This is a genomic window from Pseudogulbenkiania sp. MAI-1 (genome assembly GCF_000527175.1).
Taxonomy (GTDB): Bacteria; Pseudomonadota; Gammaproteobacteria; order Burkholderiales; family Chromobacteriaceae; genus Pseudogulbenkiania.
The window spans coordinates 4,272,404-4,289,392 of record NZ_AZUR01000001.1 but is presented as its reverse complement, the minus strand read 5'-3'; the positions used below and the strand labels follow the sequence as shown (position 1 = coordinate 4,289,392).

Genomic DNA, 16,989 nt, shown 5'->3' with positions numbered 1-16,989 from the left:
AATGGATCCCTAATCTTTCAATAATTGTTCAGATCAGCCAGCCTTGGGCAACGGCGACGTGGCCAATCGCGGCAGCCAGCAGCAGGCTAAGTACGGTACGCACGAACCAGATCACCACCAGCTGACGCACGGAGAGAGGGATCTTGGTCGCGAGTACGCAAGGAATGGAGGCGGAGAAGAACAGAACCGAGCTCACCGATACCACAGCGGCAACAAAGCGCACTACCAGTTCAGCATCCTTCAGCATGATCGCCGGCAGGAACATCTCGGCTAGGCCAGCAGCCAGCGCCTTGCTGGTTGCCAGCGGCTCGGCGAGACCGCCCAGCCACACGAACGGCACAAGCAGCATACCCAGCAGGTCGAACACCGGGGTATAACGCGCCAACAAGAGGCCGATCAGCCCAACCGACAGGATGGAAGGCACCACGGCGCCAGCCATGGCCACGCCATCGCGCAGGTTGTCCAATAACACCTTGGTCAAGCTGGGCGCACTGCTGGCCTGCTGCATGCCGGCGGCCTTGGCGGCCTGCCAGCGAGTCATGCCGGTCGGCAATTCATCACTGACCCCGCCACTGTCGTCCATGCGCGAGATCGGCGGAATCCAGGCGGTGATGGCGGTGACGACAAAGGCAACCACGAAGGTGGACCAAAAGTAGAAGTTCCACACCGGCATCAGGTCGAGGGTCTTGGCCACAATCACCATGAATGCGGCCGACACCGTAGAGAAGCCGGTGGCGATGATGGCGGCTTCCCGGATGGTGTACTTACCTTCCAGAAACACGCGGTTGGTGATCAACAAACCGACCGAGTAGCTACCGACAAACGACGCCACGGCATCGATGGCGGAGTGCCCCGGTGTGCGCCAGATCGGCCGCATCACCGGCTGCATCAGCACCCCCACCAGTTCCAGCAGGCCAAAACCGACCAGGAAAGCCAGCGCCATCGCTCCCAACGGCACGATCAGCCCCACCGACAGGGCCAGCTTGTCGAACAGGAACGGCAGCATGTCCTTGTCGAACAGCACGGCCGGGCCGATTTGCAGCAGATACATCACCGACAGGCCCAGACCCAGCAGCTTGAGCATGGTAAACACGGTGCTCAGCATGCTGTGCCTCCAGTTACCACTAAACAGCGGTACCAAAGCTCCGTAGGCGATCAACAGCATCACCAGGGTGATAGCCAGCGGGCGCTGGCTCTTGGCCAGGTAGCTGGCAGCGTGGTCGAGTAGAATGGTGGACTTGCCACCCAGTTCCAGCGGCAGAAAAAATAGTACCAGCCCGATAGAACTGTAGAGCACCAGGCGGACCAGTGCCTGAGCAGGATTAGTCGGCAGCGGTAGTGTGCGGCTTGTTTCCATGAACATATTCTCCTTGAGACATGGCAAACAGGCCTGGCACGGTGTTGTATTAGTATGGTGCGCCAGGCCCTAGGTAGACTTAGTCCTTCAGCATCGGCAGATCCAGGCCTTGCTCTTTCGCACAAGTTTTGGCGATGTCGTAGCCGGCGTCGGCGTGGCGCATCACGCCGGTGCCCGGGTCGTTACGCAGCACGCGGCCGACACGCTTGGCGGCTTCGTCGGTGCCGTCGCACACGATCACCACGCCGGAGTGCTGGCTGAAGCCCATGCCCACGCCGCCGCCGTGGTGCAGCGACACCCAGGTGGCGCCGCCGGCGGTGTTCAGCAGCGCGTTGAGCAGCGGCCAGTCGGATACGGCATCAGACCCGTCCAGCATGCTTTCGGTTTCGCGGTTCGGGCTGGCAACGGAGCCGGAATCCAGGTGGTCGCGGCCGATCACGATCGGCGCCTTGAGTTCGCCGTTCTTCACCATTTCGTTGAAGGCGAGGCCCAGGCGGGCGCGGTCTTTCAGGCCGACCCAGCAGATGCGCGCCGGCAGACCCTGGAAGCTGATGCGCTCCTTGGCCATGTCGAGCCAGTTGTGCAGGTGCGGATCGTCCGGGATCAGTTCCTTGACCTTCTGGTCGGTCTTGTAGATGTCTTCCGGATCGCCGGACAGCGCCACCCAGCGGAACGGGCCGATACCCTCGCAGAACAGCGGACGGACGTAGGCCGGCACGAAGCCCGGGAAGTCGAAAGCATTCTCGACGCCCATTTCCAGCGCCATCTGGCGGATGTTGTTGCCGTAGTCGAGCGTCGCGGCGCCACGGCTTTGCAGCGTCAGCATGGCCTGTACCTGCACCGCCATGGACTTCTTGGCCGGCAGCACGATGGACTGCGGGTCGTTCTGACGCGCGGCACGCCACTGGTCCATGGTCCAGCCCTGCGGCAGGTAGCCGTTGACCGGGTCGTGGGCGGAAGTCTGGTCGGTCACCACGTCCGGGGTGATGCCACGGGCGACGAGCTCGGCGAACACGTCGGCGGCGTTGCCCAGCAGGCCCACGGACACGGCCTTGCCGGACTGCTTGGCGTCTTCGACGATGGCCAGCGCTTCGTCCAGGGTCTTGGCCTTGCGGTCGACGTAGCGGGTCTTGAGGCGGAAGTCGATGCGGGTCTCGTCGCATTCGACGGCGATCATGCTGAAGCCGGCCATGGTGGCGGCCAGCGGCTGGGCACCGCCCATGCCGCCCAGACCGCCGGTCAGAATCCAGCGGCCTTTCGGGTTGTTGTCGAAGTGCTGCTTGGCCACCGCGAAGAAGGTCTCGTAGGTGCCTTGCACGATGCCCTGCGAGCCGATGTAGATCCACGAGCCGGCGGTCATCTGGCCGTACATCATCAGACCCTTCTTATCCAGCTCGTTGAAGTGGTCCCAGTTGGCCCAGTGCGGCACCAGGTTGGAGTTGGCGATCAGCACGCGCGGAGCGTCGGCGTGGGTCTTGAACACGCCCACCGGCTTGCCGGACTGCACCAGCAGGGTTTCGTCGTCTTCCAGACGCTGCAGCACTTCCAGAATCTTGTCGTAGCACTCCCAGTTGCGGGCGGCGCGGCCGATGCCACCGTACACCACCAAGCTCTGCGGATGCTCGGCCACTTCCGGGTCGAGGTTGTTCTGGATCATGCGGTAGGCGGCTTCGGTGAGCCAGCTCTTGCAGGTCTTGTCAGAGCCACGCGGGGCGTGGATTACACGGGAAGCGTCAAAGCGCGGGTCGGTCATGGTGGGGACTCCTCCTAATGGCCTGCTCCGGCAGGCGCGGTATGAAACAGGTCGCTGCCCATCGCAGGAGCCGGCCCCTGTTCGGGTCGGCGGGCGGTATCGTTCCACCCGGTTCATCCTGCGGTCGACAGATGTCTATACAAGTGAGCCCAGTGTAGCGAGTTCGTATTGTCTATACAAGTAGAAAATCGCGATTTTGACAAAATTTGTTGCCGGAACCCGACAGCGCCCCGGCGCACTGGCGGCAAAGCCAGGCGTGGCGCGGCTTGCAGCTCGGTCAGGGAGGCCATGGTGGCCGTCGCGGAGGGGGTCGAATGCAACATGGCGGCGCGCCGCCGGCGCGCTCAACACGGCAGAAGGCGCCAGCTATCGGGCCGAAAAAAGTTCAGGGCGTGTATCCCCTGACAGGCAGCCGCTCACGCCGCTGTTGCCGACGGGACACACGCCCTGAGGCATGTGGCGTGAGTACGCCCTACTCGTGCTGGATCACGCCGCGGAACACGCGGTGCGTCAGCGGGTTGGTGCCAAGGCCGTAGACGATCTCGGCCGGATGCTCGATGTCCCACAGCAACAGGTCAGCGACACAGCCTTCGGCCAGGCGGCCGTGCGTGGCACCGCGCCCCAGCGCCTGGGCGGCGTGGCGGGTAGCTCCTGCCAGCGCCTCTTCCGGGGTCAGGCCGAACAGCACGCAGGCCTGGTTCATCGACAGCCTGAGCGAGGCGAACGGGCTGGTGCCGGGGTTGAGGTCGGTGGAGACCGCCATGGCCACCCCGGCGGCGCGCAGTTTGTCCACCGGCGGTTTCTGGGTTTCGCGCAGGAAGTAGTAGGCGCCGGGCAGCAGCACCGCCACGGTGCCGGCGGCCTTGAGCACTTCCACCCCCGCATCGTCGAGGTATTCGATGTGGTCGGCGGACAAGCCATGGTATTCCGCCACCAGCGCCGCGCCGTGCAGGTTGGAGAGCTGCTCGACGTGGCCCTTGACCTTGAGGCCATGGGCCCGGGCGGCCTCGAACACGCGGCGGGTCTGCACTGGCGAGAAGCCGACGCCCTCGCAGAACACGTCGACCGCCTCGGCCAGCCCGGCCTCGGCCGCTGCCGGCAGGATCACGTTCACCACGTGCTCGATGTAGCCGTCGGCATCACCGGTGAACTCCGGCGGCACGGCGTGCGCCGCCAGCAGGGTCGGCGCCACTTCCACCGGCAGCGCCTCCGCCAGCCGGCGCGCGGCGCGCAATTGCTTGAGCTCGTCCGCCAGCGTCAGGCCGTAGCCCGACTTGATCTCGACCGTGGTAACCCCCTCTTTCATCAGCGCCTTGAGGCGCGGCAGGCTCAGCGCCGCCAGCCCTTCCTCATCCAGCGCGCGCGTGGCGCGCACCGTCGAGACGATGCCGCCGCCCTCGGCGGCGATCTGCTGGTAGGGCACGCCGGTGAGGCGCTTTTCCCACTCGGCGGCGCGGTTGCCGCCGTAGACGAGATGGGTGTGGCAGTCGATCAGCCCCGGTGTCATCCAGCGCCCCGCGCCGTCGATCACTTCGCCGGTGAAGGCGGCGAAGTCGATCTCGGCCTGCGGCACGATGGCGGCGATATGGCCGTCGCGCACCAGCAGGGCGTGCGCGTGCAGTGCACCGTACGGGGCGGGATGGCGCGGGTCGAGGGTGGCCAGGCGGACGTTGATCCACAGGCTGTCGCCGGTCAGGGTGTGTCGGGTCATGGCGTAGGGCTCCGATAGTTGTATATACATTCAACCATACCACGGCGCGCTGTCAAGCCTGCTGCCTGGGCGACGGCGGCACCTCCTCCGGCACACCACGCAGCGGGTCCATTATGTCTATACAATATTTTCGTTAATCTCCCGGCAAGCACGACGGCAGGTGTCGTAGATACGCGACAACGCCGCCTCGGCTGTCTGCGGCGGTCCCTGGCGGGGAGTGCAGCGCTTCCGGCATGCCGTGGCACGAAAAACACAAGCCATTGATACTTATAACAATTACTTCCACGAAAAACCATGAAAAGGGAGATGACGGCCCCGTAGGCCATCCCCTCCAAGCCGCCCCATCATTGGTTTTTTGCCTGCGCCACGCCATGGCCAAACCGCAAAAAGCGATTGCGCTCGCCCCGCTTCGCTCTTAGATTTGTCTATACATCTGATCAAGCCAGCCGCAGAGCGGCAGTCGGATGGCCACCCTGAGCACCCGCCCCGGATGGTATTTCCCTGCCCTGGCCGCAAGCCTTGGCCCGCTGCACTCAATCTGATCTACGGAGACATAGCCCATGAAAAAACTCGCCCTCACCGTTTGCCTCGCCCTGGCCGCCGGCAGCGCCTTCGCCAAGGACTGGAAGGTCATCCGCTTCGGCGTCGACGCCAGCTACGCCCCGTTCGAATCGAAAGCCGCCGACGGCAAGCTGGTCGGCTTCGACATCGATCTGGGCAACGCCATCTGCGAGAAAATGAAAGCCAAGTGCGTGTGGGTCGAGAACGACTTCGACGGCATGATCCCGGCGCTCAAGGCCAAGAAGTTCGACGGTATCCTGTCGGCGCTGTCGGTCACCGAGAAGCGCGCCGAGCAGATCGCCTTCTCCGACAAGATGTACAACTCGCCGGTGCGCATGATCGCCAAGAAGGGCTCGCCGCTGCAGCCGACGGCGGAGTCGCTGCGCGGCAAGCGCGTCGGCGTCGAGCAGGGCTCGACCCAGGAGGCCTACGCCAAGGTGTACTGGGAGCCCAAGGGCGTGAACGTGGTGCCGTACCAGAACCAGGATCTGGTGCTGTCCGACCTGCAATCGGGCCGCCTCGACGCCTCGCTGCAGGACGCGGTACAGGCCGACATCGGCTTCCTGAGAACGCCGCGCGGCAACGGCTTCGCCTTCGCCGGTCCGGAAGTGAACGACGTGAAGATCCTCGGCACCGGCACCGCGATCGGGCTGCGCAAGGAAGACACCGATCTGCGCCAGCAGATCAACCAGGCGCTCGCCGCCATCCACCAGGACGGCACCTTCCAGCGCCTGGCCAAGAAGTATTTCTCCTTCGACATCTACCACTGAGCGGCTGCCAAGCCGCTGCCGCCGCGCCCCGCCCCACAACGGCGGGGCCGATCGACGCGGGCAGGGACGCCATTCCGTCCTTGCCCGCGGTCGAACCCGGCGGCGTGACGCAATCCACGGCGGATGGGCGGCGGCAGCCGCGCCATCGCCGACCCATTTCAAGGAGTAAGCCATGCTGCTGCAAGGCTATGGCCCGCTGATCGCGAGCGGCACCTGGATGACGATCAAGCTGGCGCTGCTGTCAATGCTGGCCTCGGTGCTGATCGGGCTCGTCGGCGCCAGTTCCAAGCTGTCCGGCAGCCGCGTGCTGCGCGGCCTCGCCACCGGCTACACCACGCTGATCCGCAGCGTGCCCGACCTGGTGATCATGCTGCTGCTGTTCTACAGCCTGCAGATGCTGCTCAACGAGTTCACCGAGTGGCTGCAGATCGACCAGATCGACATCGACCCCTTCCTCGCCGGGGTGGTGACGCTGGGCTTCATCTACGGCGCCTATTTCACCGAGACCTTCCGCGGCGCCTTCCAGGCGGTGCCGCGCGGCCAGATCGAGGCAGCCGCCGCCTACGGCATGAAGCCGTGGCAGGTGTTCCGCCGCGTGCTGTTCCCGCAGATGATGCGCTTCGCGCTGCCCGGCATCGGCAACAACTGGCAGGTGATGATCAAGGCCACCGCCCTGGTGTCGATCATCGGCCTGTCCGACGTCGTCAAGGCCACCCAGGACGCCGGCAAAAGCTCGATGCAGCTGTTCTACTTCTGCATGGTGGGGGGTCTGATCTACCTCGCCATCACCACGGTATCGAACGGCGTCCTGCTCTGGCTGGAGCGGCGCTATTCGGTCGGCGTCAGAAAGGCCGCCCTATGAACGAGATCCTCTCCATCCTGAGCGAATACGGCCAGGCTTACCTGTGGAGCGACGGCTACCGCCTGACCGGCGTGGCCATGACGCTGTGGCTGCTGGTGGCATCCATCGGCATCGGCTTCGTGCTGTCGGTGCCGCTGGCGGTGGCGCGCGTATCGTCCAATCCGCTGATCCGCGGCCCGGTATGGTTCTACACCTACGTGTTCCGCGGCACGCCGCTCTACATCCAGCTCCTGGTGTTCTACACCGGCATCTACAGCCTGGAAGCGGTGCGCGCCCAGCCCCTGCTCGACACCTTCTTCCGCGAGGGCCTCAACTGCACGCTGCTGGCGTTCGGCCTCAACACCTGCGCCTACACCGTGGAAATCTTCGCCGGCGCGATCCGCGCCACGCCGTACGGCGAGATCGAGGCGGCACGCGCCTACGGCATGTCGAGCTTCACGCTCTACCGCCGCATCATCATCCCCTCCATGCTGCGCCGCGCCCTGCCGTACTACAGCAACGAGGTGATCCTGATGCTGCATTCCACCACGCTGGCCTTCACTGCCACGGTGCCGGACATCCTCAAGGTGGCGCGCGACGTCAACTCGGCCACCTACGCCTCGTTCGAGGCCTTCGGCATCGCCGCCGTGCTGTACGCCGTGATCGTGTTCGCGCTGGTCTGGCTGTTCCGCCGCTGCGAGCTGCGCTGGCTCGCCTTTTTGAAGCCCCAGGCGCATTGATTCGCCGCATTGGGAGACATGGGATATGTACAAACTGAAGGTCGACGACCTGCACAAGAAATACGGCAGCCACGAAGTGCTCAAGGGCGTGTCGCTCAAGGCCAAGGCCGGTGACGTGATCAGCATCATCGGCTCGAGCGGCTCGGGCAAGAGCACCTTCCTGCGCTGCATCAACTTCCTCGAGCAGCCCTGCGCCGGCAGCATCACGCTGAACGACGCGCCGATCCGCACCGAACAGGACAAGCACGGCGCGCTGCGCGTGAGCGATGCCAAGCAGCTGCAGCAGATGCGCACCAAGCTCGCCATGGTGTTCCAGCACTTCAACCTGTGGGCGCACATGACGGTGCTGGAGAACATCATCGAGGCGCCGATGCACGTGCTGGGCGTGAACCGCGACGAGGCGGTGGCGCGGGCGCGCAAATACCTGGCCAAGGTTGGCCTGCCCGAGAGCGTCGAGGGCAAGTACCCCTCGCACCTGTCCGGCGGCCAGCAGCAGCGCGTGGCGATCGCCCGCGCGCTGGCGATGGAGCCCGAGGTGATGCTGTTCGACGAGCCGACCTCGGCGCTCGACCCGGAACTGGTGGGCGAGGTGCTCAAGGTGATGCAGACCCTGGCCGAGGAAGGCCGCACCATGCTGGTGGTGACGCACGAGATGGGCTTCGCGCGCGAAGTGTCCAACCACGTGATGTTCCTGCACCAGGGCCGGGTGGAGGAGGAAGGGCATCCCGACGAGGTGTTCAACCACCCCAAGAGCGAGCGCCTCCAGCAGTTCCTCGCCGGCAGCCTGAAGTAAATCCGTGCGCCCAGGGAGGCGGGCGGGCGATGTAGCACTGCGGCTACGCGGCCGGTGCGCTACCATCGAGACCCGCCCGTTTTCCCTGGAGTCGCCATGTCCCTCACCCTGCCCGAAGGCGCCGCCCTGAGCGAACTCGCTCCCGGCGTCACCCTGCTCACGCTCGAACACGAGCGCTTCAGCGCCCGGCTGTCGCTGCTGGGCGGCCAGTTGCTCGACTACACCCGCCACGGCGAAACGCCGCTGCTCTACCTGTCGCCCGCCGCCGTGTTCCAGCCCGGCAAGGCGATCCGCGGCGGGGTGCCGCTGTGCTGGCCGTGGTTCGGCGCCCATCCCGACGACGCCAGCGCCCCGGCCCACGGCGTGGCGCGCCAGCAAGTGTGGGAGTTGCAGCAGGTGACGCGCGACGCCGACGGCTTCGACATCCGCCTCGCCGGCCCGCGCCACGGCGCACTGGAAGCCAGCCTCGCCCTGCGGCTGGATGACGCGGTCGGGATCAGCCTGACCACGCGCAACACCGGTTCCGTCGCAACGCCGCTGTCGGCCGCGCTGCACAGCTACCTGGCGGTGGGCGACATCGGGCGCGTCACGCTGGAAGGTCTCGCCGGCGCGCCGTACTACGACCAGCTGCAGGCGGAAGAGGCGCGCTTCGGCACCGAGCCGCTGCGCTTCGACCGCGAGATCGACAGCATCGCCTACCCCGCCGGCCCGCTCACGCTGCGCGATGCCGCCTGGGAACGCAGCGTCACCGTCGAGGCCGCGGGCTCCGCCAGCAGCATCGTGTGGAACCCGTGGATCGCCAAGTCGGCGCGGCTCACCGATCTGCCGGACGACGGCTACCGCCACTTCGTCTGCGTCGAGACCGCCAACGCCGGCCGCGACGCGCGGCTGTTGGCGCCGGGAGCCAGCCACACCCTGGGCACACGCCTGACGCCGCAGCCCAGCACCTGACAGCGCGCCGACACGCGCTATAATGATCGGCTGCCGCCGCCTCCGTAACGGCGGCCGAGCCTGATTTCGAGACCCATGACGACGCCCCAGAAAATTTCCCGCTTCCTGCCCCTCACCTTCCCCAACGGCAACCGCATCAGCCGTTTCGCCAAGGCCTGCCCGCACTGCCACGGCATGGTCACGGCGCGCGAGATGGAGGGGCTGGCCCGCCTGCTGCACGACAAGATCGTGCTGGCGGCCGAGGCGGAATGCCCCGATTGCCACCGCCGCTTCCCGGTCACCTGCGTGATCAGCGACGACAAGCGCGTGCACCGCGTGCGCATGCCGCTGTGGCTGTTCCGCATCTGGCTGAAGCTGGCGCTGCGCAACCTGCCCGAGCCGCAGCTGCAGGAAGACTGGTCGGTGCCGGAAGAAGCGCCGCGCGCCGGCATCCGGCTGGCCAACAACGCCGAGATCACCCGTTCCAGCGAAGTGCTGGGCCAGTTCGACGGCACGCCGATCAGCGCTTGGCTGGAAGTCGACGGCCGCCGCTTCGTGTTCGAGCGCGCCCTGCCCCCGGCCGGCCAGCTGTGCCTGAGCGACAGCGAGCTGTTGTTCGAGGGCAAGCTGGTCTACAAGCCGGCCTGAGGACGACGTCCCCGGAATCAAAAAAGGTTGGCCGAAGCCAACCTTTTTGTTTGGAGAGGCGAAAGCTCCGCTCAGCCGCGGTAGTCGCCCCACACCGCCTGGATCGCCGCCACCGCCGCCAGCGCCGCGGTCTCGGTACGCAGGATGCGCGGCCCGAGCTTGAGCGGGGTCCAGCCGGCCTCGATCGCCGCCCCCTCCTCGCGCGCCGACAGCCCGCCCTCCGGCCCGGCCATCAGCCAGGCCGAGGCCGGTGCCGTGGCGATGTCGGCCAGCCGTTGCGTGCCGAGCGGCGACAGCACCAGGTGGGCGTCGGCCGGCGGCAGCTCGCGCAGCCATTCGGCCAGTGTCAGGATCGGCCGCACCTCGGGCACGCTGTTGCGGCCGCACTGCTCGCAGGCCGCCACCACGATCTCCTGCCAGCGCGCCACGCGCTTGTCGGCGCGCTCGCCCGAGAGCCGCACCACCGAGCGCTCGGCGGCGAGCGGCTGGAACACGCTGACCCCCATCTCCACGCCCTTCTGCAGCGTGAATTCCATCTTGTCGCCGCCGGAAATGGCCTGCGCCAGCCCGAGCCACACCGGCGACTCGCGCGACACGTCGGCGAACTCGCCCAGCACGCATTCGGCCTCGCGCTTTTGCACCTGGGTGAGCGTGGCCGGGTATTCCCCGCCGCGGCCGTTGAACAGCGTGATGGCGTCGCCGGCGTTGAGGCGCAGCACCTGCACGTGGCGCAACACGCCGTCGGGCAGGGCGAGGGTCATACCGGGGGCGAGATCCCCGTCTATAAAAAACCGTGGCATTGTCTTGAAAGTCCTTGGCGATACCGGTATTTTGCTTTGTTTGCTGCGGTTGCAACAATACCCTCTTTCCGTCGCCAGCGTTACCCCGCGGGCGGCGCGCGGCCAGGCCAGACAAGAACTCAGCTCATCGAAGGAGAATCGGATGCAGGTGGTCGACCAGGTAATACGTGTGCTGCGCGACGTCGCCCAGACCGAAGTGATGCCGCGCTTCCTCCGTGTGGGCTCCAACCGCAAGAGCGACGGCACGCTGTTTACCGAAGCCGATCTCGCCTGCCAGCAGGCGCTGGCCCAACGGCTGCCCGCCATCCTGCCGTACCCGATGCTGGGCGAGGAAATGGACCATGACGCCCAGGACGCGCTGTGGCAGGCCAACCGCGCCGGCCTGTGGGTGGTCGACCCGATCGACGGCACCACCAACTTCATCAACGGCCTGCCGTATTTCGCCATCTCGGTGGCGCTGATGGTCGACGGCAAGAGCGAGCTCGGGGTGATCTACAACCCGGTGTCCGACGAGATGTTCTACGCCCGGCGCGGCCACGGCGCCTTCATGAACGGCATCCGGCTGCCGCTGAAGAAAATCCCCAACTGCATGGGCGACGCCATCGCCGGGGTCGAGGTCAAGTACCTGCGCTCGGGCAAGCTGGCGGCGCGCCTCAACAGCCTGGCGCCGTGCGGCAGCCAGCGCAACATGGGCTCCTCGACGCTGGACTGGTGCTTCCTCGCCGCCGGCCGTTACGACCTCTACCTGCACGGCGGCCAGCGCCTGTGGGACTACGCCGCCGGCGTGGTGATCCTGGAAGAAGCCGGCGGCCAAGCCGCCACGCTGGACACCGACGACTACTGGGCCGACCAGCCGTGGAGCCGCTCCGCCATCGCCGCGCTCGACCCGGGGCTGTTCACGCAGTGGTTGCGCTGGGTGCGCGCCAACCAATAAAACCCGTCCCGATTCATCGTGGGACGTAGACGTAGGATGGGAGGAGGCATTCCATGCCGTAACCCATCGACGGTAAGCGATGGGTTACGCTGCGCTCCACCCATCCTACGTTTCAGAAACAAAAAAAGGTTGGCCGAAGCCAACCTTTTTTGCATCCATCCGCCCCAATCAGGCGGGCTTCACGCTGCGCTCCCTCAGGTAATCCAGCAGCCCCGCGCCCGAATACAGCGCGAGCCCGGCCCAGATGAAGCCGAAGCCGACCAGACGGCCCACGCCGAACGGCTCGTTGAACAGCCAGGCGCCTAGCAAGAGCTGCATGATCGGACTGGTGTACTGGATCACCCCTACCGTCGCGAGCTTGAGCCGGCGCGCCCCGGCGGCGAACAGCAAGAGCGGGATCGCCGTCACCACGCCGGCCCCGGCCAGCAGCGCGTCGCGCAGCCCCCCGCCGTGGCCGAATGCGCCGTGGCCCTGGCTCTCGAACCACAGCAGCGCGCCCAGCGCCAGGGGCAGCATCAAAAAGGTTTCCAGCGCCAGCCCCGGCAGCGAGGCCAGCGGCGCCTTCTTGCGCAACAGGCCGTAGCAGCCGAACGACAGCCCCAGGCTCAGCGCCACCCACGGCGGTGTGCCGGCCAAGATGGTCAGCCACAGCACGCCGAGCGCGGCGAGCCCCACCGCCGCCTTCTGCGGCGGCGCCAGCCGCTCGCCGAGGAACAAGCGCCCCAGCAGCACGTTGACCAGCGGGTTGATGAAGTAGCCCAGGCTCGCGTCCAGCACGCGGTCGGCGTTCACCGCCCAGATGTAGATCAGCCAGTTGGTCGACAACAGCGCCGAGGACAGCGCGAACACGCCGAGCTTTTTCGGCTCGCGCGCGAACTCGGCCAGCCAGCCCCACTGGCGGCGCACCAGCAACAGCGCCGCCACGAACAGCGCCGACCAGGCGATGCGATGGCACAGGATCTGCAGCGCCGGCACCTCGTGCAGGGGCTTCCAGTACAGCGGGAACAAGCCCCAGATCAGGAAGGCGCCGAACACGAACAGCACGCCGCGCCCGGTTTCATGGGATGAAGACATGGAAAGCATCTCGATGTGGGAGGGTCATCGGCGCAGCACGCCGTTTTTATCCGCCTAGCCTAACGTCCGCCCGCCATGGCTTCAATCGGCGCCAGCTGACAAGTCTGTTCAGGTGGCCGAACAATCGTCACCCGCGTTAGCAGTTGCTGCACTGGCACATACGCAACGGCAAGGCGACAATCCGTCAATAACTTTGACGTTTACGTAAACGTTACCTATAGTCGGCTGAAACTACCACGCGGCCCGAATGCACTAAATCTAGAGGAGAAGACCTGCCCACAAGGCGGGTTGCCGCTGACGCCACAAGCGAGCACAGGAGGAGAACCCCATGTCGATCCGCCATGTCGATCTGGAAGAAAAGTACACCGCGCCCACCGGGCAGGTATTCATGACCGGCATCCAGGCGCTGGTGCGTCTGCCGATGCTGCAACAGGAGCGCGACCGCGCCGCCGGCCTCAACACCGCCGGCTACGTCACCGGCTACCGCGGCTCGCCGCTGGGCAACGTCGACCTGTCGATGCAGAAAGCCGAGAAATACCTCAAGGAACACAACGTGGTGTTCCACCCCGGCATCAACGAAGACCTCGCCGCCACCGCCGTGTGGGGCACCCAGCAGGTCAACCTGTTCGAGGGCGCCAAGTACGACGGCGTGTACGCCATGTGGTACGGCAAGGGCCCGGGCGTGGACCGCTCCGGCGACGTCATCAAGCACGGCAACGTGGCCGGCACCAGCCCGCACGGCGGGGTGCTCTTGGTGGCGGGCGACGACCATGCCGCCAAGTCCTCCACCTTCCCGCACCAGTCCGACCACATCCTCGCCGCCAGCATGATCCCGGTGCTCAACCCCTCCGGCGTGCAGGAAGTGCTCGACTTCGGCCTGCACGGCTGGGCGATGAGCCGTTACTCCGGCTGCTGGGTGGCGATCAAGGCCATCACCGACACCGTCGAGAGCGCCGCCATCGTCGACGTCTCGCCCGAGCGCGTCAACGTGGTGATCCCGGACGACTTCCCGCTGCCGCCGGACGGCCTCAACATCCGCTGGCCGGACACCCCTCTCGCCCAGGAAAAGCGCGTGCTGCACCACCGCCTGTACGCGGCGCTGGCCTACGCGCGTGCCAACCACCTCAACAAGATCGTGCTCGATTCGCCCAACCCGCGGCTCGGCATCATCACCACCGGCAAGAGCTACCTCGACGTGATGCAGGCGCTCGACGACCTCGGCATCGACGAGACGCTGGCGGCCGAGATCGGCCTCAGGATCTTCAAGGTCGGCATGACCTGGCCGCTCGAGCCGGAAGGCGTGCGCCACTTCGCCGAGGGGCTGGACGAGATCCTGGTGGTGGAGGAAAAACGCCAGATCATCGAATACCAGCTCAAGGAACAGCTGTACAACTGGCGCGACGACGTGCGCCCGCGCGTGGTCGGCAAGTTCGCCGAGAAAGGCGAATGGGCGCTGCCGCACGGCGACTGGCTGCTGCCGGCGGCGGGCGAACTGACCCCGGCGATGATCGCGCGCGCCATCGCCAGCCGCCTGGCGCTGATCTTCGACAGCCCGGTGATCCACGACCGCCTCAAGTTCTACGACGACAAGGAAGCGCAGCTGGTGCAGCCGCGCGAGGCGATCCCGCGCGTGCCGCACTACTGCTCCGGCTGCCCGCACAACACCAGCACCAAGGTGCCCGACGGCAGCCGCGCGCTGGCCGGCATCGGCTGCCACTACATGGCGACCTGGATCGAACCGCACACCAAGACCTTCAGCCAGATGGGCGGCGAAGGCGTGCCCTGGCTCGGCCAGGCACCGTTCACCAGCACCAAGCACGTGTTCGCCAACCTGGGCGACGGCACCTACTACCACTCCGGCCTGTTGGCGATCCGCGCCGCCATCGCCGCCAAGGTCAACATCACCTACAAGCTGCTCTACAACGACGCGGTGGCGATGACCGGCGGCCAGCACGTCGACGGCCCGCTCGACGTGCCGATGATCACGCGCCAGCTGGCGGCCGAGGGCGTCAAGCGCATCGTCATCACCAGCGACGAGCCGGAGAAGTACCAGAACGTCAAAGGCCTGGCCGACGGCGTCGAGGTGTTCCACCGCCGCGAGCTCGATCGCCTGCAGAAGGAACTGCGCGAGACCGAAGGCACCACCATCCTGATCCACGACCAGACCTGCGCCGCCGAGAAGCGCCGCCGCCGCAAGCGTGGCGACTACCCCGACCCGGCCAAGCGCGTGTTCATCAACGAGCGCGTGTGCGAAGGCTGCGGCGACTGCAGCGTGAAGTCCGGCTGCCTGTCGGTGATGCCGGTGGAAACGCCGCTGGGCCGCAAGCGCAAGATCGACCAGAGTAGCTGCAACAAGGACTACTCCTGTCTGGAAGGCTTCTGCCCGAGCTTCGTCACCGTCGAAGGTGGCAAGCTGCACAAGCCGGCGGCCGCGGCAGCCAATCTCGGGAGCCTGCCTCCGTTGCCGGCACCGCTGGTACCGGCGGCGCACCAGCCCTACGGCATCATGGTCACCGGCGTCGGCGGCACCGGCGTGGTCACCATCGGCCAGGTGCTGGGCATGGCGGCCTACCTCGACGGCAAGGGCGTCACCGTGCTCGACATGGCCGGCCTCGCCCAGAAGGGCGGCTCGGTGTGGTCGCACGTGCGCATCGCCGACAAGCGGGAGCAACTGCACGCGGTACGCATCGCCGCCGGCGACGCCAACCTGGTGTTGGGCTGCGACCTGGTGGTCACTGCCGCCGAGGAAGCGCTGGCCAAGATGCGCGAGGGCTTCAGCCACGCCGTGATCAACAGCTTCGAATCGCCGACCAGCGCCTTCCTGAAGAACCCGGACCAGCGCTTCCCGGCACGCAGCATGAAGGACGCCATCATCGAATCGGTCGGCGCCGGCCATTACTCCGAGGTCAACGCCACGCGGCTCGCCACCGCCCTGCTCGGCGACGCCATCGCCAGCAACATGTTCATGCTGGGCTACGCCTGGCAGAAGGGGCTGGTACCGGTGAGCGAGGAAGCGATCATGGAGGCGATCCGCCTCAACGGCGCGGCGGTGACCTTCAACCAGCAGGCCTTCTTCTGGGGCCGCCACGCCGCGCACGACCCGGCGCGCGTCGAGGCGCTGGTCACCCCCAACGCCGTGGTGCAGTTCGTTCCACGTGAAACAGCGGACGCCGTGCTGCACCACCGCGCCAAGCTGCTCACCGCCTACCAGAACGAGCGCCTGGCCGAACGCTACAAGGCGCTGGTGCAGCGGGTGAAGACGGCTGAAGACGGCGTCAAGCCGGGCAGCCAGGCGCTGACGCTGGCGGTGGCGAGAAGCTACTACCACGTGCTGGCCTACAAGGACGAGTACGAAGTGGCGCGGCTCTACACCGACGGCGAATTCCTGCGCGCGCTGGACGGCACCTTCGAGGGCGACTACACCCTGCACTTCCAGCTCGGTGCGAGCTGGATGACCGGCGGCAAGGCGAAGAAGGTCAGCTTCGGGTCGTGGATGCTGCCGGCGATGAAGGTGCTGGCCAAGCTGCGCTTCCTGCGCGGCACGCCGCTCGACATCTTCGGCTGGCAGGCCGATCGGAAACTCGAACGCCGCCTCATCGGCGAGTTCGAAACCCTGGTCGATACCCTGCTCGCCGGGCTCAAGGCCGACAACCTCGCCAGCGCGGTGGAACTGGCCAAGCTGGCCGAAAGCGTGCGCGGCTTCGGCCCGATCAAGGACCGCAGCTACGCGTTCGCACAGCAGAAACAGCAGGAACTGCTGGAAGCCTTCGCCGACAAGGGGAAAGCGATCAAGGGCGTGGTAGCGGCCTGAGCCAAAGAGTACTTCGAGGAGTGTTGGGCGCGGACCGGTTCCGCGCCTTTTTTTCGTCTGATAGTCGGGCAAGCAATTAAGAAAGCATCGGACCTTCTACTTGCCCTAAAAGCCGTTGCCCCCTTGCCAAAGGCTACCGACGGTTCCCCCTTGCAGGGGGCGCTGTTTTCCCTCCCTTACTCCTATTTATTCAAGACCCAACACCTCCTGCCCCCACCAACGTCGGGATAACACAGTATCCAGAGCCGCCTTCGCTGCGCCCTGCC

General features: G+C 66.2%; 13 protein-coding genes. 8 read left to right on the top strand and 5 right to left on the bottom strand.

Annotation, left to right across the window (positions count from 1 at the left end; genetic code table 11):
* Positions 1-28: 28 nt before the first annotated feature.
* The 3 genes from PSEMAI1_RS0120170 to hutI form a co-directional block, all read right to left on the bottom strand.
* Positions 29-1,357, bottom strand: coding sequence for a YjiH family protein (locus tag PSEMAI1_RS0120170; RefSeq protein ID WP_024304609.1), 1,329 nt, complete (start codon positions 1,355-1,357; stop codon positions 29-31).
* A gap of 79 nt (positions 1,358-1,436) precedes the next feature.
* A complete protein-coding gene (hutU, locus tag PSEMAI1_RS0120165; protein ID WP_024304608.1) occupies positions 1,437-3,110 on the bottom strand; it encodes a urocanate hydratase in 1,674 nt (557 codons plus the stop codon).
* A 472-nt stretch (positions 3,111-3,582) separates the two neighbouring features.
* Positions 3,583-4,821 (bottom strand): imidazolonepropionase, encoded by a 1,239-nt coding sequence (gene hutI / locus PSEMAI1_RS0120160; protein ID WP_024304607.1) that lies wholly within the window; start codon positions 4,819-4,821, stop codon positions 3,583-3,585.
* 560 nt (positions 4,822-5,381) lie between these two features.
* Between hutI and PSEMAI1_RS0120155 the strand changes: the two genes are divergently transcribed.
* The 6 genes from PSEMAI1_RS0120155 to PSEMAI1_RS0120130 all read left to right on the top strand — a co-directional run bounded on the left by PSEMAI1_RS0120155 (position 5,382) and on the right by PSEMAI1_RS0120130 (position 10,104).
* Entirely contained in the window at positions 5,382-6,152 is a 771-nt protein-coding gene (locus PSEMAI1_RS0120155) for an ABC transporter substrate-binding protein (protein ID WP_024304606.1), read from the top strand.
* 172 nt (positions 6,153-6,324) lie between these two features.
* Positions 6,325-7,014 carry an ABC transporter permease gene (locus PSEMAI1_RS0120150; RefSeq protein ID WP_024304605.1) on the top strand — a complete coding sequence of 230 codons (690 nt, stop codon included), beginning with the start codon at positions 6,325-6,327 and terminating at the stop codon, positions 7,012-7,014.
* On the top strand, positions 7,011-7,733 hold the full coding sequence (locus PSEMAI1_RS0120145; protein ID WP_036986363.1) for an ABC transporter permease: 723 nt from the start codon (positions 7,011-7,013) through the stop codon (positions 7,731-7,733). The genes PSEMAI1_RS0120150 and PSEMAI1_RS0120145 overlap by 4 nt, the downstream gene beginning before the upstream one ends.
* Before the next feature lie 25 nt (positions 7,734-7,758).
* Positions 7,759-8,526: an ABC transporter ATP-binding protein gene (locus PSEMAI1_RS0120140; RefSeq protein ID WP_024304603.1), complete on the top strand. Its 768-nt coding sequence runs from the start codon at positions 7,759-7,761 to the stop codon at positions 8,524-8,526.
* 96 nt (positions 8,527-8,622) lie between these two features.
* Positions 8,623-9,477, top strand: coding sequence for a D-hexose-6-phosphate mutarotase (locus PSEMAI1_RS0120135; RefSeq protein WP_024304602.1), 855 nt, complete (start codon positions 8,623-8,625; stop codon positions 9,475-9,477).
* Positions 9,478-9,552: 75 nt separating this feature from the next.
* Positions 9,553-10,104, top strand: coding sequence for a hypothetical protein (locus PSEMAI1_RS0120130; RefSeq protein ID WP_024304601.1), 552 nt, complete (start codon positions 9,553-9,555; stop codon positions 10,102-10,104).
* Between the two features lie 71 nt (positions 10,105-10,175).
* Here the strand turns inward: PSEMAI1_RS0120130 and PSEMAI1_RS0120125 are convergent, their stop codons facing one another.
* A complete protein-coding gene (locus PSEMAI1_RS0120125; protein ID WP_024304600.1) occupies positions 10,176-10,904 on the bottom strand; it encodes a 16S rRNA (uracil(1498)-N(3))-methyltransferase in 729 nt (242 codons plus the stop codon).
* Between the two features lie 142 nt (positions 10,905-11,046).
* Between PSEMAI1_RS0120125 and PSEMAI1_RS0120120 the strand changes: the two genes are divergently transcribed.
* On the top strand, positions 11,047-11,838 hold the full coding sequence (locus PSEMAI1_RS0120120) for an inositol monophosphatase family protein (RefSeq protein WP_029770864.1): 792 nt from the start codon (positions 11,047-11,049) through the stop codon (positions 11,836-11,838).
* A 168-nt stretch (positions 11,839-12,006) separates the two neighbouring features.
* On the opposite strand, the gene rarD is transcribed toward PSEMAI1_RS0120120, so the two are convergent.
* The gene (rarD, locus tag PSEMAI1_RS0120115; RefSeq protein WP_024304598.1) at positions 12,007-12,912 is read right to left on the bottom strand and encodes an EamA family transporter RarD; all 906 of its coding nucleotides are present in this window, start codon (positions 12,910-12,912) and stop codon (positions 12,007-12,009) included.
* A 328-nt stretch (positions 12,913-13,240) separates the two neighbouring features.
* Here rarD and PSEMAI1_RS0120110 point away from each other — a divergent pair, with 328 nt between their 5' ends.
* Positions 13,241-16,723: an indolepyruvate ferredoxin oxidoreductase family protein gene (locus PSEMAI1_RS0120110; RefSeq protein WP_024304597.1), complete on the top strand. Its 3,483-nt coding sequence runs from the start codon at positions 13,241-13,243 to the stop codon at positions 16,721-16,723.
* Positions 16,724-16,989: the final 266 nt, after the last annotated feature.